22 protein-coding genes and 1 riboswitch are annotated in these 18,910 nt (G+C 70.0%); of the genes, 10 read left to right on the top strand and 12 right to left on the bottom strand.

Features of this window, described 5'->3' with window-relative positions:
- Nucleotides 1-325: 325 nt before the first annotated feature.
- From ACFXI3_RS11850 to ACFXI3_RS11825, 6 genes are all read right to left on the bottom strand, one after another.
- A complete protein-coding gene (locus ACFXI3_RS11850) occupies nt 326-1,021 on the bottom strand; it encodes a hypothetical protein (RefSeq protein ID WP_378399504.1) in 696 nt (231 codons plus the stop codon).
- 241 nt (nt 1,022-1,262) lie between these two features.
- Nucleotides 1,263-2,147 carry a hypothetical protein gene (locus tag ACFXI3_RS11845; RefSeq protein WP_067580198.1) on the bottom strand — a complete coding sequence of 295 codons (885 nt, stop codon included), beginning with the start codon at nt 2,145-2,147 and terminating at the stop codon, nt 1,263-1,265.
- Nucleotides 2,144-2,620: a DUF6932 family protein gene (locus ACFXI3_RS11840; RefSeq protein WP_344265085.1), complete on the bottom strand. Its 477-nt coding sequence runs from the start codon at nt 2,618-2,620 to the stop codon at nt 2,144-2,146. Before ACFXI3_RS11840 ends, ACFXI3_RS11845 begins: the two co-directional genes overlap by 4 nt.
- 71 nt (nt 2,621-2,691) lie before the next feature.
- On the bottom strand, nt 2,692-3,138 hold the full coding sequence (locus tag ACFXI3_RS11835) for a LapA family protein (protein ID WP_378399503.1): 447 nt from the start codon (nt 3,136-3,138) through the stop codon (nt 2,692-2,694).
- A 6-nt stretch (nt 3,139-3,144) separates the two neighbouring features.
- On the bottom strand, nt 3,145-3,876 hold the full coding sequence (locus tag ACFXI3_RS11830; protein WP_378399502.1) for an OmpA family protein: 732 nt from the start codon (nt 3,874-3,876) through the stop codon (nt 3,145-3,147).
- A 148-nt stretch (nt 3,877-4,024) separates the two neighbouring features.
- Entirely contained in the window at nt 4,025-4,861 is an 837-nt protein-coding gene (locus tag ACFXI3_RS11825) for an SGNH/GDSL hydrolase family protein (protein WP_378399501.1), read from the bottom strand.
- Nucleotides 4,862-5,137: 276 nt separating this feature from the next.
- On the opposite strand from ACFXI3_RS11825, the gene ACFXI3_RS11820 reads away from it, so the two are divergent.
- On the top strand, nt 5,138-5,821 hold the full coding sequence (locus ACFXI3_RS11820) for a DUF3159 domain-containing protein (protein WP_344265073.1): 684 nt from the start codon (nt 5,138-5,140) through the stop codon (nt 5,819-5,821).
- Nucleotides 5,822-5,911: 90 nt separating this feature from the next.
- Here the strand turns inward: ACFXI3_RS11820 and ACFXI3_RS11815 are convergent, their stop codons facing one another.
- Nucleotides 5,912-6,874 (bottom strand): BadF/BadG/BcrA/BcrD ATPase family protein, encoded by a 963-nt coding sequence (locus tag ACFXI3_RS11815; protein ID WP_344265070.1) that lies wholly within the window; start codon nt 6,872-6,874, stop codon nt 5,912-5,914.
- Nucleotides 6,871-7,914 carry an SIS domain-containing protein gene (locus tag ACFXI3_RS11810; protein WP_378399500.1) on the bottom strand — a complete coding sequence of 348 codons (1,044 nt, stop codon included), beginning with the start codon at nt 7,912-7,914 and terminating at the stop codon, nt 6,871-6,873. Before ACFXI3_RS11810 ends, ACFXI3_RS11815 begins: the two co-directional genes overlap by 4 nt.
- A gap of 155 nt (nt 7,915-8,069) precedes the next feature.
- Between ACFXI3_RS11810 and ACFXI3_RS11805 the strand changes: the two genes are divergently transcribed.
- Genes ACFXI3_RS11805 through ACFXI3_RS11795 form a run of 3 tightly spaced genes read left to right on the top strand, consistent with a single transcriptional unit; the run spans nt 8,070 to nt 11,109 of the window.
- The gene (locus ACFXI3_RS11805; protein WP_009084055.1) at nt 8,070-8,819 is read left to right on the top strand and encodes a GntR family transcriptional regulator; all 750 of its coding nucleotides are present in this window, start codon (nt 8,070-8,072) and stop codon (nt 8,817-8,819) included.
- A gap of 4 nt (nt 8,820-8,823) precedes the next feature.
- Nucleotides 8,824-10,323: an MFS transporter gene (locus ACFXI3_RS11800; RefSeq protein WP_344265062.1), complete on the top strand. Its 1,500-nt coding sequence runs from the start codon at nt 8,824-8,826 to the stop codon at nt 10,321-10,323.
- Nucleotides 10,324-10,341: 18 nt separating this feature from the next.
- Complete coding sequence (locus ACFXI3_RS11795; protein WP_378399499.1) at nt 10,342-11,109, top strand: NAD(P)-binding domain-containing protein; 768 nt, start codon at nt 10,342-10,344, stop codon at nt 11,107-11,109.
- Here the strand turns inward: ACFXI3_RS11795 and ACFXI3_RS11790 are convergent.
- On the bottom strand, nt 11,086-11,514 hold the full coding sequence (locus tag ACFXI3_RS11790; RefSeq protein WP_378399498.1) for a MarR family winged helix-turn-helix transcriptional regulator: 429 nt from the start codon (nt 11,512-11,514) through the stop codon (nt 11,086-11,088). The genes ACFXI3_RS11795 and ACFXI3_RS11790 overlap by 24 nt on opposite strands.
- Nucleotides 11,515-11,594: 80 nt before the next feature.
- On the opposite strand from ACFXI3_RS11790, the gene ACFXI3_RS11785 reads away from it, so the two are divergent.
- Entirely contained in the window at nt 11,595-12,275 is a 681-nt protein-coding gene (locus ACFXI3_RS11785; protein ID WP_378399497.1) for an SDR family NAD(P)-dependent oxidoreductase, read from the top strand.
- Between the two features lie 106 nt (nt 12,276-12,381).
- On the opposite strand, the gene ACFXI3_RS11780 is transcribed toward ACFXI3_RS11785, so the two are convergent.
- Nucleotides 12,382-13,326 carry a threonine/serine dehydratase gene (locus ACFXI3_RS11780; RefSeq protein WP_378399496.1) on the bottom strand — a complete coding sequence of 315 codons (945 nt, stop codon included), beginning with the start codon at nt 13,324-13,326 and terminating at the stop codon, nt 12,382-12,384.
- A gap of 153 nt (nt 13,327-13,479) precedes the next feature.
- On the opposite strand from ACFXI3_RS11780, the gene ACFXI3_RS11775 reads away from it, so the two are divergent.
- Complete coding sequence (locus ACFXI3_RS11775) at nt 13,480-14,283, top strand: hypothetical protein (RefSeq protein WP_378399495.1); 804 nt, start codon at nt 13,480-13,482, stop codon at nt 14,281-14,283.
- A gap of 79 nt (nt 14,284-14,362) precedes the next feature.
- Here the strand turns inward: ACFXI3_RS11775 and thiE are convergent, their stop codons facing one another.
- Nucleotides 14,363-15,028 carry a thiamine phosphate synthase gene (thiE, locus tag ACFXI3_RS11770; RefSeq protein WP_378399494.1) on the bottom strand — a complete coding sequence of 222 codons (666 nt, stop codon included), beginning with the start codon at nt 15,026-15,028 and terminating at the stop codon, nt 14,363-14,365.
- A gap of 30 nt (nt 15,029-15,058) precedes the next feature.
- A riboswitch (TPP riboswitch) is annotated at nt 15,059-15,164 on the top strand.
- Here thiE and thiO point away from each other — a divergent pair.
- The 3 genes from thiO (at nt 15,161) to ACFXI3_RS11755 (ending at nt 17,204) form a co-directional block, all read left to right on the top strand.
- Entirely contained in the window at nt 15,161-16,249 is a 1,089-nt protein-coding gene (thiO, locus tag ACFXI3_RS11765; RefSeq protein ID WP_378399493.1) for a glycine oxidase ThiO, read from the top strand. It overlaps the preceding riboswitch by 4 nt.
- Nucleotides 16,249-16,449: a sulfur carrier protein ThiS gene (gene thiS, locus ACFXI3_RS11760; RefSeq protein ID WP_344265038.1), complete on the top strand. Its 201-nt coding sequence runs from the start codon at nt 16,249-16,251 to the stop codon at nt 16,447-16,449. The genes thiO and thiS overlap by 1 nt, the downstream gene beginning before the upstream one ends.
- 2 nt (nt 16,450-16,451) lie before the next feature.
- The gene (locus tag ACFXI3_RS11755; protein ID WP_037807946.1) at nt 16,452-17,204 is read left to right on the top strand and encodes a thiazole synthase; all 753 of its coding nucleotides are present in this window, start codon (nt 16,452-16,454) and stop codon (nt 17,202-17,204) included.
- On the opposite strand, the gene ACFXI3_RS11750 is transcribed toward ACFXI3_RS11755, so the two are convergent.
- Entirely contained in the window at nt 17,201-18,142 is a 942-nt protein-coding gene (locus tag ACFXI3_RS11750) for an NAD(P)-dependent alcohol dehydrogenase (protein ID WP_378399492.1), read from the bottom strand. The two genes, ACFXI3_RS11755 and ACFXI3_RS11750, sit on opposite strands and share 4 nt — an antisense overlap.
- A 57-nt stretch (nt 18,143-18,199) precedes the next feature.
- On the opposite strand from ACFXI3_RS11750, the gene ACFXI3_RS11745 reads away from it, so the two are divergent.
- Nucleotides 18,200-18,823, top strand: coding sequence for a TetR/AcrR family transcriptional regulator (locus ACFXI3_RS11745; protein ID WP_378399491.1), 624 nt, complete (start codon nt 18,200-18,202; stop codon nt 18,821-18,823).
- Nucleotides 18,824-18,910: the final 87 nt, after the last annotated feature.

Here is an 18,910-nt window from a genome sequence, read left to right as displayed (position 1 = left end):
CGGCCGCGGTTCGCCGGTTCCGCGCGGGAGCGGCGGACCTGGAGTGAGCGGGCAGTCGGCGCGCTGCGCTCTTGTACAACGTTCAGCTGTGTTTTCGCAGGTCTGCGTTGTAATAATCGCGCCCGCTTAGCGGATTCTTAGCCATCGGGCGGTCAGCGCGCGTAGGGTCGGCCGCGACGCTGGCGGAGCCCTAGGGGAGGGGCAGGCTGTGAAGCCGGCGACGCGGGACCGCGGCAAGCACCGCGCGGACCTGGAAGAGCCGCCAGGAGCGGCTCGGTGGCGGTTGGCCGGCCGAGATGGGGGTAGGCCGGCCGGCCGCCAGGCTCTATTCGACGTTCGACGTGCAGAGCGCGATCGAGCTGCCGCTGCTCTCGGCGACCTTCTTCCCGTCGACGAGGATCTGGCAGCTGATCTGGTTGGTCACGCCCGCGTTCGCGGTGTCCGCGGTCAGCGAAAGGATCGGCGCGCCTCCGCTGTAAGACGCGTGGCCGTGCCAGTCGTCGGTGCTCGGCGGGGTGGACGCGGTGCGCTGGTCGTTCAGCGTGCCGTAGCGAACGGTCGCGCCGCCCGCCGAGGTCACCACGAAGTCGACCGAATGCTTCTCGCCCGGCTGCGGCGGGATGTGCAGGTCGCCCGCCCGCGCGGTGCCGAACATCGACGGGTACAGCGCCATCGCGCCGCACAGCAGGACGGCGAGTGCGGAAAGCGCGGTTCCGGTGAGGGCGACACCCAATCCGCGCATTGTGCCCTTGGAGGAAAGTACGATTCCCGCAATTCCGCTGACGAGTCCGACACCGGCGAGCGGCCAGGCGAGGAAACCCCAATCCGGCAGGAACGCGACACCGGCCGCGCCGAGGCCGAGCGTGACTCCGAGGCCGCCGGGCCAGTTCGCCTGCCTCCGGGACGGCGCTTGCTGGGGCGGGTGGGGCGGCGTTTGCGTCGATGGACGGAGCGGACCAGGGCGAGTAGTGGTCCGGCTGTGTCGTGCGGGTGCGGCCGGATACGGCTGCTCGGTCGTCATGCGTGCCTCTTCCGCTGTGTTGGCGAAGACGCTAACGCAGATGCCCGCGAAGTTGGAATAATCGTTATCGAGAGATAATGTCATTCATTTACCGCGTCCGGTCAATCGGGGTCATTTCCCGCCGGATTGCGCGAAGCGGCGCCATTTGCTGGCCGAAAAGGACTTCGCGATGATTCCGAAGAGCGACCGAGCGCTTACCCCACGGCCCTGACCTGGCGACGCGGTCGTCCCCGCGCGCCATTCACTGATCGAAAAGGCTGACTTCCGGAGTGATCTCGAGAAGTTCGTGCACCGGCCTGCCGCGCCGTCCGTCGATGGTCGTCGTGCGCACCACGCGCAACCGCGCGGTCACCGGGCGATCGAGATTTTCCTTGATCTGGTCGAGCAGATCCGGGGCGACCGCGCCCTGAATGGTTCCGCCGGATTCCCGTTCCAGATAGAAAATCCGCCGCCGGGTGCGCACGCCGTCGAGGCGTCCGGTCACTGTCTCGTAGCCGACCGCTTCGCGCGATTCGCGCAGGCTGCCCTGCAGCACCCGGGCCTGTTCGGTGGTCATGCTCCGGGTCACCTGCTCGCCCGCGGTGGGCGTGAGCGCCATGCCGATGCCGGCGTGCTTGCTGACCGCGTTGACGACGTCGCTGACCGCGTTGCGCACCGTGTCGCGCTGCAGCAGCACCGCGTCGAGCGCGCCGTCGTCGGAACCGTTGGCGGGCAGGAAATCGCAGAGTTCCTTCACCGCGCGCTCGGACAGCGTTTCGATGCCGTCGTGGATCAGCGCGTCGTCGACCGCCGGTTCCGGGAAACCGAAGAAGATCGCGTTGCCCGCCTGCCCTTTTTGGATCAACGGGGCCTTGTCGCGGTCCGCCTGCTGAACGAAGGTGACCTCATTCGACGGATTGCGGATGATGTGGCCGATCTTCGCCGTCGCGTCCTGCAGCGCGCGGCTGATGTCGGAAAAGGTGTACGCGTCGATGTGCGTTTCGCCGATCACCGACACGTGCAGCAGCGGCGCGCGGCAGGTGCGCTCGAACTTCGCGTTCGCCGCCATCGCGGAGGCGCGCGCGAGGTCGTCGAGCCACGTGCCGCCGGGAATCTCGTCGGCGATCCGCCGGAACTCGTTCCTCACCACACCATCTCCGGGACGCCTCTGCCGCCTTCGGCCCACACCGATTCCCACACGTCCTCGTCTCCGGGACGGCACAGGAAGCCGTCGAGCATGCCGCCGACGGGCTGGATCTGGTCGAGGTACATCGCGGGCTGGCCGACGATGATGCCGCGCAGGGTCAGCAGGCCGTACAGCGCGGTGCGGCCGCTGTCGTCGAGCCGCTTCAGCGCGCCCCATTCGTCGGGCAGCAGCACCACGTCGAGCCCGCGCGGCGGATGCGCCGTGCGGGTGACGAACGCGCCGCCGAGCCAGGCCCGCCCGGACGTGATCACCCGCTGGGCGACCCCGAGGTAGCTGTTGAGCGCGCTGAAGAGGATCTCGCGCTCGTTCTGGTGCGGCGCGTCGTAGACCAGCCGCTCGTAGACGTCGGCGAGGTCGGCGTGGTGGCGGCCGGGCGGCAGCAGGTTCTGTGGCGTCCAGTGCGGAAGCGCCATCGGACCTCCTGACGTCGTCCGGGGCACTCGGCGCCCGCTTACCGTGCGTAGCCGAATCTACCAGGTGGGTGTCAGCCACTGCGTCCAGGTCGGCGGGGCGCGGGTTCGTCGTGCGGCCAGTGCGGACTCCGCTGGTCGTCCTCGGGCCAGCTCAGTTCGCCGGACAGCCGCGGCTCGGGATCGGGCAGCGGATGCCCGGCCGGGTCGTGCGTCGCGTGCTGCCCGTTGTACGGCTCGTCCGGGTCGACGTCCGGATAGTCGTTGTAGACCCGCTCAGGCTGATCGTCGTAGTGCGGGTACGCCGGTTCCTCGTAGTCCTCGTACGGGTTCGCCGGCGGGATGTGCCGGGTCTCCTCGGCCGGTGTCTCCGCAGGCGCGACGGCGGGCCGGTACGGCTCGGCCTCGGTGTCGGCGTCGGCCTTCGGCCGGGACGCGCGCGTGAACAGCCACATGACCGCCGCCCCGAGCAGGAACGAGACGAGCAGCCACAGCCAGATCTGCCCGAAGAGCCAGAGCATCCGCCATCACCTCTGTTCCACTGTGATCTCGACCCGCCGGTCGCTGTCGTCCCCGCTGCCCGAACCGCTCGGGCCGCCCGCGCTCGTGGTGCTGCCCACCGCGAGCAATCGGTCGGGCGGCACGTCCTCGCGGATCAGCAACCGGATCACGGCCAGCGCCCGGTTGCGGGAAAGCTTCAGCGCCGCGCTGCGCCCGCCCGGACCGTCGGCGACCCGGCCGACGAGGCGGTAGCGGAAGTTGTCCGGCGCGTCGCGCAGCAACGGCGCGAGGTCGCGCGCGGCCTGCTCGCCTTGATCGGTGAGCTGCGCGGTGTCCGGATCGAAAGTGATCGGCGCGGCAGCGAGTTTGCGGTCCAGTTCGGCCTGGATTCCGTCGCGGTCGGTCGGCGGCGCGGACGGCGGGGCGGACGAACTCGGCGGCGGGCTGGCCGGCGGTGCCGTCGACGGCTCGGGCGAGGGCGACGGCGCGGATTGTGCCGGCCCGGCACCGCCGGAGGCCTGCGCCGACTCGACCCCGTCGACGCCCTGGACGATGCCGAGCGCGCGGCCGGCGTCCTCGGCCGGGAACCCTTCGAGGGTCGCCTGCCGTCCGGAGAACTTCACGTCGCCGCCGCGGAGACCGGCCGCGTCGAGCGCGGAGCGTGATCGCGCGGCGAGGTCGTCTTGGATTCCGCTGCCCTGCAGCCAAGTGACGATGCCCGCGAGCAGCGCCGTGACCACCACTGCGACGGGGATCAAGCGAAGCCACCCTCGTGCACCGGACATAAAGGGACCCTATGCCGGGCCGCTCGGCTTGGCGACCTGGTAAAGGCCGCCGTTCGGGTGGCTCTCGCGAGCGTGCCGGTACCGGTGGTTACCGGTACCGGCACGGTCGAGGGAACGGCGGTCAGGAGGCGGTCGCGTTGCCCCGCAGGTCGAGGTTGCCCCGCACGTCGAGATCGAGACCCGCCGGGTCGTTCGGCACGAGCGGAGCCAGCTCCGGCCGCTTCGGCGACAGGCCGTCGCCCATGGACTCGCCGCGCAGCTGGCGGCGGATCCACGGCAGCAGGTGCATCTTCGTCCACGCGAGGTCGGAGCGCCGCGACGTCATCCAGGTGGCGGGCTCGCTGCTCGCCGGGTACGGCTCGCGCCAGTCCTCGTCCACCGGGACGCCGAGCACCTCGGCGGTGAGCAGCGCGATCCGGCGGTGCGCGTCCGGCGTGAAGTGCAGCCGGTCGTCGCTCCAGGCGCGCGGGTCGTGCAGCGGCTCCATGTGCCACATGTCGACCATCTTCGCGTCGTGCCGGGCCGCGATCGCCCACAGATGCGTGTTGTAGATCGCGACCTTGCCGCGCAGCACGCTCATCACCGACAGCTGCTTGGTGTCCGGTCCGTTGAAGATCACCACCGGGATCCCGGCCGCGCGCAGCTTCGCCACCCCCGCCTCGAAGCGCGCCGCGATGGCGTCGACGTCCGCGCCCGGCACGATCACGTCGTTGCCGCCCGCGCACAGCGTGACCAGGTCGGGCTTCAGCTCCAGGGCGATCGGGACCTGCTCGTCCATGATCTCGTCGAGCATCTTGCCGCGCAGCGACAGGTTCGCGTACTGGAAACCGGGCTCCCCGCCGGCCAGCATCTCGGCGAGCCGGTCGGCCCAGCCCCGGAACGTCCCGTCGCCCCGATGGTCGTTGAGGCCTTCGGTGAAGCTGTCCCCGATGGCTACGTAGCTGTTGATCCCGTACACGCTGGGTTCCCCTTTCCCGCTGGTGCGCGCCTGTTCCCCGTGAAGTCCCGGATGTAGTTGTACACCCCAACTAACAGTCGGATATCCCCATATCCTTCCCGCCGGACACGACTGGTTCGCGGCGATGTCACAGTCTCTTACCTTGTCGGGGTCTTGCGCCTCCCTATTACGGCATTTTCACCGGGACGAACCTCACGATCGGGGCGATACCAGGCGCCGTGTGGGGTAGGTCTCCCGACCTGGGGGTCCGCGGCGAGTTGCGGCAGTCTGGAAGGTGTGACAGACGAGACTGCGAAGGGGCCGGCGCGGGAGTCGCTCACGCAGATCCTCGGCGGGCGGCGCGGCGCGATCGACGCCAGCATCCCGCCCGCCGCGTTCGTCGTCGGCTGGCTCTGCTCCGGCCAGTCGATCGCCTGGGGAGCCGGGGTCGCGATCGGCGTCGCCGTGCTGCTGGGCGCGTACCGGCTGATCCGCGGCGACAAGGCGCGCGCGGTGGTGGTGAGCCTCGCCGCGGTGGTGATCGCCGCGCTGATCGCGATGCACACCGGCCGGGCCGAGGATTTCTTCCTGCTGCAGCTGTTCTCGAACGCGGCGAGCGCGCTGCTGTTCGCGGCGAGCATCGCGGTGCGCTGGCCGTTGCTCGGCGTGATCGTGGGACTGCTCCTCGGGCAGAAGACCCGCTGGCGGCGCGATCCGGCCCTGCTGCGCGCGTACTCGTGGGCGAGCGGCGTGTGGGTGCTGCAGTACTTGCTGCGCGTGGTCGTTTACGGCCTGTTGTGGTGGACCGGGCAGGTGGTGGCGCTCGGAGTGGCGCGCACCGTGCTGTCCTGGCCGCTGGTGGCGGCGACGGTGGCGGTGAGCGGCTGGGTCCTTTACCGGAGCCTCCCAGCAGAACACCCGGGCCTTCGCCTGGCGAAAGACCCGGGTGCGGGCGAGTCCGAAAACGGACCCGGAAGTTAAGGCGGCCCCCGGCGAGGGGGGAGGGTCCGGGGGCCGGTTCCTACGGTACCCGGACCGGAGGGGTTGAGTCGACGGTTTCGACTCTTCCGCTCAAGTTTTGGTGGCATTCACCCGTCGGGATGGTCGCGGGGTGTCCTCGCCCCACGCTCCCACCGCCGCGAGCCACGCCGCGCCGAGCACGCCATCGGAGCTGGTCAGAACGGTGAGACCGGCGAATTCGGCCCGCACGCGAGCCCCCGCCGGGCTGTTTTCGGCCAGCACGCTGCCCACGAGCACGATCGGAGTTTTTTCTCCCGGCTCGCGCGTGGCGCGAGCCACGCGCACGAGATGCCGGGCGCCGCGCGCGACGATTTCCTCCGCGACGGGCTCGCCGGCGACCGCCGCGGCACTCACCAGCGGCGCGTACCGGGCGAGCCGGACCGGGGGTTCCGCGTTGGAATGGGTCACCAGTTCCCACATGACGGCGAAGCGGTCCGACAAGTCCACTGCGGACGGTCCGAACGCTTCGGCGAGGACCGCCTCGGCCAATCCGCCGAGCGGGCCGTCGCCTTCGAGCGCGGCGAGCGTGGCGCGCACGGCTTCGCGGCCGAGCCAGAACCCGGAGCCTTCATCGCCGAGCAGCCAGCCGTGACCGCCCGCGGTCGCGACCATCCGGCGGCCGCGGATGCGCCCGGCGATCGAGCCGGTGCCCGCGACGAGCACAGTCCCGTCCGGCTCGGCCGTCGCGGAGGCGTAAGCCACCTCGGCGTCGCCCGTGACGCGGACGAGGCCGCCGAGTCCGATGCGCTCCCACGCCGCGGTGAACTCCGCCGCGACCGCCGGGTCGGACAGCTTGCTCTCGCCCGCCATGCCGACCACGACGCCGAGCACGTCGGTCCGTCCGTCCAAAGCGGATTCGATGGCTCCGGCGATCCGGGCCGCCGCCTCCGCGGGCGGATGCGCGTTGGGGTTCGCGCCGCCCGCCGCCGCGGTGCCGTGCACGACGCCGGCGGCGTCGATCGCGATCGCTCGCGTCGAGGTGCCGCCGGCGTCCACGCCTACTACGAGACTCACCGGGTCTTGGTCACCTTCAGCAGACCGCGCGGGTTGTCCGGGTTGCCCCCGCGAGCGAGCGACAGCCCGAGCGCGATCCGCTGGATCGGCAGGATTTCCAGCACTGGAGCCAATTCCTCGACGGTCGGGGCGACCGGGATGCGCAGCGCGGCGGGCACGTCCTGGGCCGCCGAACCGACCGCGAGCACGTCCGCGCCGCGCTCGCCGACCGCTTCGAGAACCTCGCGCATGGCTTCGCCGCCGCGGCCGAGGCTGGTGGCGGCGAGCACGGCGGTCTCGCCGTCGACCGCCGCGACCGGACCGTGCAGCAGGTCCGCGCCGCTGTACGCGCGGGCCGCGAGGTAGCTCGTCTCGGCCAGCTTCAGCGAAGCTTCGAGCGCGCTGGCGTAGGAGTAGCCGCGGCCAGTGGTGAGAACGCGGTCGACAAAGCGATATCGGTCCACCGCGCGCTGCACGCCTTCGACGGAACCGTCGAGAGTCTGCTGGGCCAGTTCGCCGATCTTCTCGGCGTCCTCTCCCTTGCCGCCGCGGATCGCGTCGATGAAGAGGTACAGCGCCATCAGCGTCGCGGAGTACGTCTTGGTCGCCGCCACCGCCTTTTCGAGGCCGGCGCCGATGTCGACACCCAGTTCCGAAGCCGCGCGCAGCGGCGAATCCGGGGTGTTGGTGACCGACACGGTCAGCGCGCCCTGACGGCGGGCGGCCTCGGTGACCTCGATCAAGTCCGGCGAACCGCCGCTCTGGCTGACCGTGATGAAGAGCACGTCGCGCAGGTCCGGGCGAGCGCCGTAAAGCGTCGCGGTGGACGGCGACACGAGCCCCGCGGGCAGGCCGAGGAGTACCTCGATCAGGTATTTCGCGTACAGCGCGCCGTGGTCGCTCGAACCGCGAGCGGCGAGCAGAGCGAACCTCGGCGGGTTCTGTGAAATCTTTTCCGCGACTTCTGCGATGCCGGACCGCCGCTCGACCAGCCCGGCGAGAACGCTGGGCTGCTCCGAGATTTCCGCGGCCATGTGCTCGCCGGGACGTAGTTGGGTCATCACTTTCCTCTCCGCCGGGACGGGGGTCCCGGTGTGCTGAGCGGCGTCCGGTCAGGTCTAGACCAATGCTAGCCGGGCGGAGCGGGTCGGGAGAAGGGTACGTTTCCTCACGGGGCAGTGGCGCGTTTAATGTGGGAAGACTGAGGGAGCCGGGCATGCTGGAGACACCCCCCGCGAGCGAGGCGGGGACTGCTGCGCGAGGGCAGCGCGAACCCAAGTACTGGGCGCTGAAGCAGCATCTGCTGGACCTGCTCGACGCACTGCCGCCGGGATCGCCGATCCCGACCGAGCGGGCGCTGGCGGGAGAATTCACCGTTTCGCGCACCACTGTGCGCCAGGCGCTGGCGGATCTCACCGCCGAGGGCAGACTGCACCGCGTCCAGGGCAAGGGCACGTTCGCCGCCGAGCCGAAGCTCGCGCAGCGGCTGCAGCTGTCCTCTTATACCGAGGACATGCGCAAGCAGGGCCTGAAGCCGTCGTCCCAGCTGCTGGAGCTCGAAGAGCTGCCGGTCGAGGGCGAGATGACGAAGCTGCTTCAGCTGCGCAACGGCGCGAAGATCCTGCGGCTGCGCCGGCTCCGGCTCGCCGACGGCCAGCCGATGGCGCTCGAGACCACGCACCTGCCGCTCGGCCGGTTCCGCGGGCTGCGCAAGCACATCACCGCGGGCGGTTCGCTGTACGCGGTGCTGCGCGAGCATTACGGCGTCGAGCTGGAGCGCGCGGAGGAGACGATCGAGACGTCGCTGGCCGGGCCGCAGGAAGCGGAGATCCTCGGCGCGGACGTCGGCATGCCGGTGATGATGCTGACCCGGCATTCGTTCGCCACCGACGGCAAGCCGGTCGAGTTCGCCCGCGCGGTCTATCGCGGCGACCGGTACAAGTTCGTCACCACGCTGCTTCCCTGACCGCGTGAGCATCGCGGGGGACACTGGCATCCGCTGGGGCACGCCCGCGGCTCGCGGCGTGCTCTGGACGACCATCCTCGGTTCGGGGATGGCGATGCTCGACGGCACCATCGTGAACGTCGCGCTGCCCCGGATCGGCGAGGAACTCGGCGCGTCGGTCGCCGGTCTGCAGTGGATTCTCGACGGCTACCTGCTGGCGCTGGCCGCGCTGATCCTGGTCGCCGGGTCGCTCGGCGACCGCTACGGCAGGCGGCGCGTGTACCTGGTCGGCGTGGTGTGGTTCGGGCTCGCGTCCGGGCTGTGCGCGGCGGCGACGTCGACCGAGCTGCTCGTGCTGTTCCGGGTGCTGCAGGGAATCGGCGGGGCGTTGCTGACGCCGGGTTCGCTGGCGATCCTGCAGTCGTCGTTCTCGCACGAGGACCGGGCGCGCGCGATCGGCTCGTGGTCCGGGCTCGGCGGGATCGCGGCGGCGGTCGGGCCGTTGCTCGGCGGACTGCTGGTGCAGGCGTGGTCGTGGCGGCTCGCGTTCCTGATCAACCTGCCGCTCGCGGTGGTCGTCGTGCTGATGGCGCGGCGATTCGTGCCGGAGTCGCGGGATACCGCGGCGACCGGGCATCCGGACTACGTCGCCGCGGCGGTCGGGGCGCTCGGGCTGGCCGGGGTCACCGGTGCGCTGGTCGAGGCGCCGGTGCGCGGGATCGGCGATCCGGTCGTGCTGGTCGCGTTGGTGGTCGGCGTCGCCGGGCTGGGGTTGTTTCTTTGGCTCCAGCACCGTGCTGCCGAACCGCTGGTGCCGCCCTCGTTGTTTCGCGACCGGACGTTCACGCTGTCGAACGCGCTGACGTTCGTGGTCTACGCGGCGCTCGGCGGCGTGATGATGCTGCTGGTTCTGCAACTCCAGGTGTCGCTGGGATATTCGCCGACGCTCGCCGGGCTGGCCGGATTGCCGATCACGGTGATCATGCTGCTGCTTTCCGGCCGGTCGGGGGCGCTCGCGCAGCGGATCGGGCCGCGGCTGCAGCTGGTGGTCGGGCCGATCGTGGTCGGCGTCGGGATGCTGCTGCTGACGCGGGTCGGGCCGGGGTCGTCGTACCTCGGGTCGGTGCTGCCCGCGGTGGCGGTGTTCGGGCTCGGACTGGCCACTGTGGTCGCTCCGGTGACCGCGACGGTGCTGGCCGCCGCGCCGGACCGGTACGCCGGGGTCGCGTCCGGGGTCAACAATGCGATCGCCCGATCGGGTGGACTTCTGGCGGTGGCGATTTTGCCCGCCGCGGCTGGTTTGACGGGTTCGGCGTATCGGGATCCGGTCGCGCTGACTGCCGGGTGGCAGACGGCGCTGGTCATCTGCGCGGTGCTCGCGATCGCCGGCGGGCTTATCGCGTTGGGAATTCACAACGGGGTGCTCGGCGCCGTCGAGCCGGATGACGCGCCGCATCCCGGGGATTGTCTGCATTGCGGGGTGGAAGGGCCGCCCACGCACGTCCATCCAGGCGGGCGTCGCTGATCTTTCGGTGGGGGAAGTGTGCTGGGGTTTGTCGGTGCCGGTGAGCTGACCGCTGCCATCGTGACCGGGCTCGACGGGAGCTTGCCGGTCGCGTTGTCGCCGCGTTCGCGGGAGATCAGCGCGGCGCTGGCCGCTCGCTATCCGGACGTGCGGGTGTGCGCGAGCAACCAGGAAGTGCTTGATCAGGCGGACACGGTGGTGCTGGCCGTGCGGCCGCCGGTCTTGCGGGAAGTGGTCGCTGAGCTGACTTTCCGGCCGGAGCACGCGGTGATCAGCGCGGTGGCCGGCGTGCGGGTGGAGCAGTTGCGGGAGCTGGTCGCACCGGCTTCGCGGGTAGTGCGGTCGATTCCGTTGCCGCAGGCGGCGCAGCGGCAGAGCCTGACGGCGATGTATCCGGAGGACGGTGTCGCGCGGGAGTTGTTCGAGCGCGTGGGCGGGGTGGTGGTGCCTCGCGACGAGCCGGGTTTGGAAGCGTTCAGCGCGGCTACGTCGACGTTCGCCGCGCATCTGGACTATCTGGCGACTATCGCCGGGTGGATGAGCGCGCAGGGGGTCGAGGCTGAGGTGGCTTCGGCGTATGTGGCGCACATCTTCGCGCAGGTCGGGAAATCACTGGCCGGTGGCGGGCCGTTGGCGGAGCTGACTGCCCGGCATATGACTCCGGGCGGGATCAACGAGCAGTTGCTGACTCACCTTCGGGCTGAAGAGGTGCCCGAGGCAGTGCGGCAGGGGCTGGACGCGGTGCTGGCCCGGTTGCGCGGATCAGCCGCGGGAGCGGGCGACTAGCCGGGTCTCGATGCGCTGCAACGCCGTGATCAAGGTGCCGGCCTCTTCGGCATCGGTGAACGTGCCGTCGAGGAGTGCGGACCAGCTGTCGCGCAGCCGCTGCAGGTTCTCCGCCGCCTTTTCGGTGGGGTAGAGGCGGACGCGCCGGGCGTCGTCGGGGTCGGACTCCCGGCGCAGCAGGCCCTTGTTCTCCAGGCCGCGGACGGCCCGGCTGACGTTGCTGGAGATCATCTGGGTGGCCTCGGCCGCGGCGTTGACCGTGGTTCCCGGGTGCCGGTCGACGAACCGCATCACCGCGCCTTCCAGCGGCGTCCCCGACTCGGCGTCGGCTTCCTTGGCGGCGTTGATGTGCCGGGCCACCGCGAGGATCAGGTCGGCGAGCTCGAAGAGCTGATCGTCTTTCACCTGGCCAGCATAGCTATCTTTTGACAGGTATCTCCTCGACGGCGTAGCTTAGCTATCAGATGATAGCTAAGGAGGCGGCCATGACCGCAGGCAAGAACGCGCTGATCATCGGGGCGTCGCGGGGGCTGGGCTACGCGCTGGCCGCCGAGTTCCTCCGCCGCGGCTGGCAGGTCACCGCGACCGAGCGCACGCCCTCCGCGCTGCACGAGCTGGCCGGGCTGACGGTGGAGACCGTCGACATCGCGGTGCCCGAACAGGTCGCGGCGCTGCGCGAACGGCTGGCCGGGACGACGTTCGACCTGCTGTTCGTCAACGCCGGAACCAACTACACGACCGACCCGTCGGCCACCTTCGCCGACGTGTCCACCGAGGACTTCGCCCAGGTCATGGTGACCAACGCGCTGAGCCCGATGCGCGTCGTCGAGACCCTGCAGGACCTGGTCCCCGCGACCGGCACGATCGGGGTGATGTCGTCAGGCCAGGGCAGCGTCGCCGACAACACCAATGGCGGCTTCGAGGTCTACCGGGCGAGCAAGTCCGCGTTGAACCAGCTCATGCGCAGCTTCGCCGCCCGGCACGCCGACGACCCGCGCACGCTGCTGCTCCTGGCGCCCGGCTGGGTGAAGACGGACCTGGGCGGGCCGGGTGCGCGGCTGACTGTCGACGAGAGCATCCCCGGCGTCGCCGACACGATCGAGGCTTGGACGGGCAAGGGCGGGCTGCACTACCTGGACCGCCAGGGTCAGACCGTCAACTGGTGACCGGCGCAGTCCCGTTAATCGCCCCAATGCCACTTTGGGTGCGCTGGACGCACCGAACGCCACTTTGGGTGCGTCAGATGCACCCAATGTGGCATTGGGGCGCGGTCTAGGCGAGCAGCTCGGCCAGCATCGCCGGATCGATGTTCCCGCCGGAGACGACCGCGACGGTGCGTCCGTCGGGGAGCTCGTCCGCGTGGTGCAGGTACGCGGCCGGGGCGGTGGCCCCGCTTGGCTCGGCGACCAGGCGGCCTTGCCGGGCCAGGGCGCGGACAGTGTCGCGGATTTCGTCCTCGGTCACGGTGATCACGCCGTCCAGGACGTGCCGCAGGTGCGCGAACGTGAGCTCGGACGGTTGCGCGCGCAGGCCGTCGGCGATGGTGCGGGCGCGTTCGGCGATGGGCCAGTCCACGATCTCGCCCGCGGCGAGACTGGCCGCGGTGTCGCCGGCCAGTTCCGGCTCGACGCCGTAAACCTTCGCGTTCGGGCACTTCGCCTTGATCGCGGTGCCGACCCCGGAGGCGAAGCCGCCGCCGCTGACCGGCACCAGCACGGTCTCGACGTCCGGCAGGTCTTCCGCGATCTCGAGGCCGACGGTGCCTTGCCCGGCGATGATGTCCGGGTGGTCGAACGGCGGGATCAGCGTGAGACCGCGTTCCTTGGCGAGCGCGAGCGCCGCCGATTCCCGTTCCGCGATCGGCACTTCGCGGACTTCCGCACCCCAGCGAAGAGTGGCTTCGACCTTCAGCCGCGGAGTCACGTCCGGCACCACGATCACCGCGGGAATCCCGAATTCGCGCGCGGCGTAGGCGACTGCTTGCGCATGGTTGCCGCTCGAATACGCGACCACGCCGCGTTTCCGTTCGGTGTCGGTGAGTGCGGCGATCGCGTTGTACGCGCCGCGGATCTTGAACGCGCCGATCGGTTGCAGGCTCTCGGGTTTCACCCAGAATTCGCCGGGAACCCAGAGCTGGCGCAGCAGCGGGGTGTGCACCGCGGTGCCCTTCACCCGCTCGGCCGCGGCTTCGATGTCGGAGATCGTCACGAGGTGCATGAGGCGAGTATGTCAGGAAAGTGTGAGCTTTAGTCTATCCATTTTGGACAGTCAACGTGGCGTCCCTCACGCCGGGGCAACGAAGGGAGCGTCTCAGGCGACTTAACCGTTGAAGAAACAGGGACAACGACCGGGAACGATCAGATCGGAATCATGAGCGAGGAGCAGAAGGAAACCGCGGAGGACAAGAAGAAACTCCGGACGACCTCGGTGCTCGCCGCGGCGCTGGCGGCGGTCACCGCCGCGTTGCTGGGTTCGACGCTGGGGGTCGCGGGGACAGTCATCGGCGCCGGAGTGGCCAGCGTGGTCAGCACGGTCGGCGGTGAGTTGTACCTGCGTTCTCTGCAGAAGACTCGTGATGCCGCGCGGAAGGCCATGGAAACGGCTGGGCGGCGCAGTCGCGGCGCGATCGCCCCGGTGCGGGTGCCGGTTGACGACGTGGCGTCGGCGAATCCTGGCGAGGCGCCGACGGTGTACCTGCCCGCCGATTTGGCGAATATGCCTACGGTTCGGTTGTCCGAGCTGAAGCCGACTGAACCGGAGAAGTCCGACAGCCTGGGCGAGAAGCTGCGCAAGATGCGGTGGCCGTTGATCATCGCTTCTAGCGTGGTGGCGTTCGTCGTCGCGTTGGTTGTCTTGCTCGGTCTGGATTGGACGACCAAGGGGAGTGTGTCCACCGGGTTGATTCCCCGGCAGCCGGATACCAGCCAGCAGCGGGACGATCATCCGGACAACACGCCGAGCACCGCACCGCAGACACCCCCGCCCGGTGAGTCGAAGCAGAACAACCCGACGTCCACTCCGACCACGACGCCGAGCGCTCCGCCGTCCTCCCAGCAGCCGACGCAGCAGACGCGCCCGCCGTCCACGTCCTCGAACCCGCCCACGAGTTCACAGGCCCCCGCGACCAGCCAGACGCCGACCGCCCCCGCAGTCCCGTCAAACGCGGGCGAGTAACTCCCCGCGGCGGTCCGTGAGGGGAACCTTCACAGACTCTGAGTCCCTCAGGGTTCCCCTCACGGCCCACCTGAGTCCGTTACGAAAGCCGGGCCTTCAGCCCCTCCGCGGCGGCCTTCGGATCCGCCGCCTCGGTGATCGCCCGGACGACGACAACCCGGGAAGCCCCCGCGTCCAGCACCTCCGGCAACCGGGCCTCGTCGATCCCGCCGATCGCGAACCAAGGCCGCTCCGTCCCGAGAGCCGCGGTAGACCGGACCAAGCCCAGCCCCGGCGCGAACCGGCCGGGTTTCGTCGGGGTGGGCCAGCACGGGCCGGTGCAGAAGTAGTCCACGCCGGTCTCCGCCGCCGCAGCCGCGGCCTGCTCCTCCGAATGGGTGGAACGGCCGATCACCACGTCGTCGCCCAGCACTCGCCGCGCCAGCGAGACCGGGATGTCGTCCTGCCCCAGATGCAACACATCCGCCCCCACCGCCAGTGCCACATCCGCTCGGTCGTTCACCGACAGCAGTGCGCCATGCCGTGCGCAGGCCTCCGCCAGCACTTCCAGCGCGGCGATCTCCTGCTTGGCCTCCAGCGGCGAGCCGCCAGTCTTGTCCCGCAGCTGCACGATGTCGACGCCACCGGCCAACGCGGCGTCCGCGAACTCGGCGAGGTCCCCACGCGAGGTGCGCGCGTCGGTGCACAAGTACAGCCGGGCGTCGGCGAGACGGGTGCGAATTTGGTCTCCGGTCAAGGCAGGCATGGCGGTGACGTTACCCGCGCGCTACGGTGTGGGAGTCCGCACGGGAGCCCGAGGCACGGGCTGAGAGGGAGCTGCCGCTCCGACCGTGGAACCTGATCCGGGTCATGCCGGCGCAGGGAGCGTGATTCCACTGTGAACACCAGCACCACAACCGTCACTGTCGTCGGCGGCGGCGTCATCGGGCTGTCCGCGGCCTGGCGCGCGGCCGCCCAGGGATGGCGCGTCACGGTCGTCGACCCGGATCCCGTGCGCGGCGGCGCGTCCTGGCTGGCCGGCGGGATGCTCGCCCCGGTCACCGAGGCGTGGCCGGGCGAGGAAGCCGTGCTCAGCCTGGGCGAAGCGTCGCTGCGACGCTGGCCAAGTTTCGCGCGGGAGTTAGCCGCCGAAGGGACCGATCCCGGGCTGGCCGAGCACGGCACGATCGTCGTCGGGTTCGACAGCGCCGACGCCGGGCACCTCGACATCCTCGCCGGGTACCTGCGTTCGCTCGGGCGCGACGTCGAGACGCTCACCGGGCGTGCGGCGAAGCGGCTCGCGCCAGGGCTTGGCGCGGTTCGCAGCGGCCTGCATGTGCCCGGCGATTTAGCCGTGGACAACCGGAAACTGCTCACAGCGCTGAGCGAAGCGGCTACGAAGCGTGGGGTCGAGTTCCGTCGGGAACGGCTCAAGAACCTCTCCGAAGTCTCCGGCCCGGTGATCCTTGCCGCCGGGGCGTGGACCGGCCAGCTGCATCCGTTGCTGGAGCACGCTGTACGTCCGCTGAAGGGCGAGATTCTGCGATTGCGTCCGCGTCGGGGCTGCCTGCCGCCTCCGCCGTACACGGTGCGCGCGATGGTCGAGGGACGGCCGATCTATCTGGTACCACGAGAAGACGGCGAACTGGTTCTTGGCGCGACGCAGTACGAAGCGGGTTTCGACCAAGCTGTCACCGCGCGCGGCGTACGTGAGCTACTGGAGAACGCGGAGCGGATTCTGCCCGGCATCACGGAGTACGAGCTGGTGGAAGTCGCCGCTGGACTGCGTGCCGCTAGCCGTGACGCTTTGCCGTACATCGGCGAAGTGAGCGAAGGCGTGTACGCGGCGACAGGACATCACCGCAACGGTTTGCTGATGGCACCCGCGACCGCGGACGCCGTGGTCGCGTGGCTGGCCGGCGAAGCCCCGTCGCCGGAGGTCGCCGCGGCGACGCCCGCCCGGCTGGTCGAGAAGGAGCGAGTCTGATGGAGATCAAGGTCAACGGCGAGTGGCGGGAGTTTCCCGACGACAGCACCGTTTCCGCGGTCCTGGACGCGCTGGGAGCGGAGCGCCGCGGCGTGGCCGTCGCGGTCAACGGCGAGGTCGTGCGGCGTGGCGAATGGGAAGAAGCGGTCGTGCCGAAGGGCGCGAACCTCGAAGTGCTGACCGCGGTTCAAGGAGGTTGAGCATGGACGACCTGATCATCGGCGAACACAAGCTGTCGTCGCGATTGATCATCGGCACCGGTGGCGCGGCGAATCTCGAGGTGCTGGAACGCGCGCTGGTCGCGTCGGGCACCCAGCTGACCACCGTGGCGATGCGCCGAGCCGACGCCGAGGGCGGCTCCGGAGTGCTGGAGCTGTTGCGGCGCTTGGACATCGAGCTGCTGCCCAACACCGCGGGCTGCCGGACGGCGGCCGAAGCCGTGCTCACCGCCCAGCTGGCCCGCGAGGCGCTGGAAACGAACCTGATCAAACTCGAGGTGCACGCCGACGACCGGACGCTGCTGCCCGATCCGCTGGAGACGCTCGAAGCCGCCGAACGCCTGGTGGCGGACGGATTCACGGTGTTCGCCTACACCAACGACGACCCGGTGCTCGCCCTCCGTCTCGAGGAGGCGGGCTGCGCCGCGGTGATGCCGCTCGGCGCCCCGATCGGCACCGGGCTGGGCATCCGGAACCCGCACAACATCGAGCTGATCGTCTCGCGCGCGTCGGTGCCGATCGTGCTGGACGCTGGGATCGGTACCGCTTCGGACGCGACGCTGGCCATGGAACTCGGCTGCTCGGCGGTGCTTCTGTCGACGGCGGTGACCCGGGCCGCGGATCCGGAACGGATGGCGTTGGCGATGCGGAGCGCCGTGGAGGCGGGGTATCTGGCGCGGGGCGCGGGACGGGTGCCGCAGCGGTTTTGGGCGCAGGCGTCCAGCCCGCCTCGCTAGACCTCGACGACGATTTTGCCGCGCACACCGCCGTTTTCGAGCGTGCGGTGTGCCTCGGCGATGTCCGCCAGCGGAAACACCCGGTCTACCAACGGCCGCACCAACCCGGCATTGACCCACCGGCTCAGATCAGCGAGCAGATCCGCCTTGGGGTTCCCGCTGAAACCGCGCACCCACCGCTTCGGGCGTAGCGAGTTCGCCGCGACATAACCGACCGAGCGGGCCGGACGGTCGAGGTCGAACGCGATCGCGACCATCCGCCCGCGCGGGGTCAGCAGCCGCCGGAACGTGTCGAGGTCGCGGCCGACGGTGTCGAGAATGACGTCGAACTTCCCCAGGTCGCCGGGATCGCGGTAGTCGAGTGCGACATCCGCCCCGAGTTCCCTTGCCAGTTCCAGGTTTTTGGCGCTCGTCAGCCCGGTCACGTGTGCGCCCATCGCTGTGCCGAGCTGCGTCGCCACAAAACCGACCCCGCCGGTCGCGCCGCGAATCAGCAGGCGTTCTCCGGGCTTGAGATGGGCTTTGTCGCGCAGCGCGGTAATCGCGGTGATGCCCACGGTCAGCGACGCGGCTTGCGCGGGATCGAGGCCGGCGGGTACGTGGTCCAGCCGATCCGCGGCCATCACGTAGTACTCGGCGGCAGTGCCCATGCGCCGCCCGCCGCCCCAGACGAGGTCGCCGACGGCGAACCGGCTCGTCCCGGGTTCCACCACCTCGCCGACCAGGTCCACGCCGATCCGCTTGGGAAAACGCTTGCCGCTGAACGGAAGCAGCTTCCCGGACCGCATGGAGAGTTCGCCGCCGTTGACCGAGAGCGCGCGCACCCGGACGAGGACTTCGCCGGGACCGGGCACTGGTGTCGGGACCGTGGTCTCGCGCAGGACTTCCGGCGGTCCGTAGCGGTCGTAGGTGATGGCTCGCATCGAAGTGGAAGGCATGTTCCACTTCTAGCACGGAAAGTGGAAGGGGTCTTCCGATTCGCGTAAAGTGAGAGAGTGCCGGAAAAATCGACTCGGTTGCGCACCGACGCCGCCCACAATCGCGCGCAGATTCTCGAGGTCGCGAAGCGCACCTTCGAGACCGAGGGCCTGGACGTGTCGATGAGCGAACTCGCGCGCCGCGCGGGGCTCGGCGTGGCCACGGTGTACCGCCATTTCCCGACCAAGGCCGATCTCGTCGCCGAAGCCTTCGCCGAGCCGATGGCCGAATGCGCGGGGATGCTCGACGAGGCGCTCGCCGACCCCGACCCGTGGCGCGGGTTTTGCCGGGTGATCGAGGAAGTGTGTGCGATGCAGGCACGCAACCACGGTTTCTCCGCCGCGATCGTGACCGCGCTGCCGGATCAGGCGCGTTTCGCGGAGCTGCGGGACCACGCGTTGCGGGGGTTCACCGAGTTGATCCGCCGGGCGCAGGAAGCCGGTGCGCTGCGGGCCGACTTCGCGGTTTCCGACCTGTCGTTGATCTTGCTGGCGAACGGCGGGCTGCGGTCGGGCGCGGGAGCCGCGGCTCCGGCGGCGTCGCGGCGGCTCGCCGGTTATCTGCTGCAGTCGTTCCGCACGGAGACGGCCGCGCCGCTGCCGACGCCCGCGGAGCTTCCGCTCGACGGGTCGGTGCTCTGAATGGGCGGCCAAGCTGCACAAATAGCCTGGTAATGGTGATTTCGCCCGCGCTTGACGCGGATTGTGCACGGGTACGCCGTATGGTTG

This window comes from Amycolatopsis sp. NPDC059235, from assembly GCF_042754125.1.
In the GTDB taxonomy this organism is placed as follows: Bacteria; Actinomycetota; Actinomycetes; order Mycobacteriales; family Pseudonocardiaceae; genus Amycolatopsis; species Amycolatopsis albidoflava.
The sequence above is the reverse complement of the archived record's forward strand: the minus strand, read 5'-3'. Positions and strand labels throughout refer to the sequence as shown.

What these genes read in the sequence shown, in the direction of transcription:
- ACFXI3_RS11780 (WP_378399496.1), bottom strand. Translation starts at nt 13,326, where the DNA reads ATGCACCTCGTGACGATCTCCGACATCGAAGCCGCGGCCGAGCGGGTG.
- ACFXI3_RS11785 (WP_378399497.1), top strand. Translation starts at nt 11,595, where the DNA reads ATGACCGCAGGCAAGAACGCGCTGATCATCGGGGCGTCGCGGGGGCTG.
- ACFXI3_RS11840 (WP_344265085.1), bottom strand. Translation starts at nt 2,620, where the DNA reads ATGGCGCTTCCGCACTGGACGCCACAGAACCTGCTGCCGCCCGGCCGC.
- ACFXI3_RS11775 (WP_378399495.1), top strand. Translation starts at nt 13,480, where the DNA reads ATGAGCGAGGAGCAGAAGGAAACCGCGGAGGACAAGAAGAAACTCCGG.
- ACFXI3_RS11835 (WP_378399503.1), bottom strand. Translation starts at nt 3,138, where the DNA reads ATGCTCTGGCTCTTCGGGCAGATCTGGCTGTGGCTGCTCGTCTCGTTC.
- ACFXI3_RS11850 (WP_378399504.1), bottom strand. Translation starts at nt 1,021, where the DNA reads ATGACGACCGAGCAGCCGTATCCGGCCGCACCCGCACGACACAGCCGG.
- thiS (WP_344265038.1), top strand. Translation starts at nt 16,249, where the DNA reads ATGGAGATCAAGGTCAACGGCGAGTGGCGGGAGTTTCCCGACGACAGC.
- ACFXI3_RS11810 (WP_378399500.1), bottom strand. Translation starts at nt 7,914, where the DNA reads ATGACCCAACTACGTCCCGGCGAGCACATGGCCGCGGAAATCTCGGAG.
- ACFXI3_RS11755 (WP_037807946.1), top strand. Translation starts at nt 16,452, where the DNA reads ATGGACGACCTGATCATCGGCGAACACAAGCTGTCGTCGCGATTGATC.
- ACFXI3_RS11805 (WP_009084055.1), top strand. Translation starts at nt 8,070, where the DNA reads ATGCTGGAGACACCCCCCGCGAGCGAGGCGGGGACTGCTGCGCGAGGG.
- thiE (WP_378399494.1), bottom strand. Translation starts at nt 15,028, where the DNA reads ATGCCTGCCTTGACCGGAGACCAAATTCGCACCCGTCTCGCCGACGCC.
- ACFXI3_RS11750 (WP_378399492.1), bottom strand. Translation starts at nt 18,142, where the DNA reads ATGCCTTCCACTTCGATGCGAGCCATCACCTACGACCGCTACGGACCG.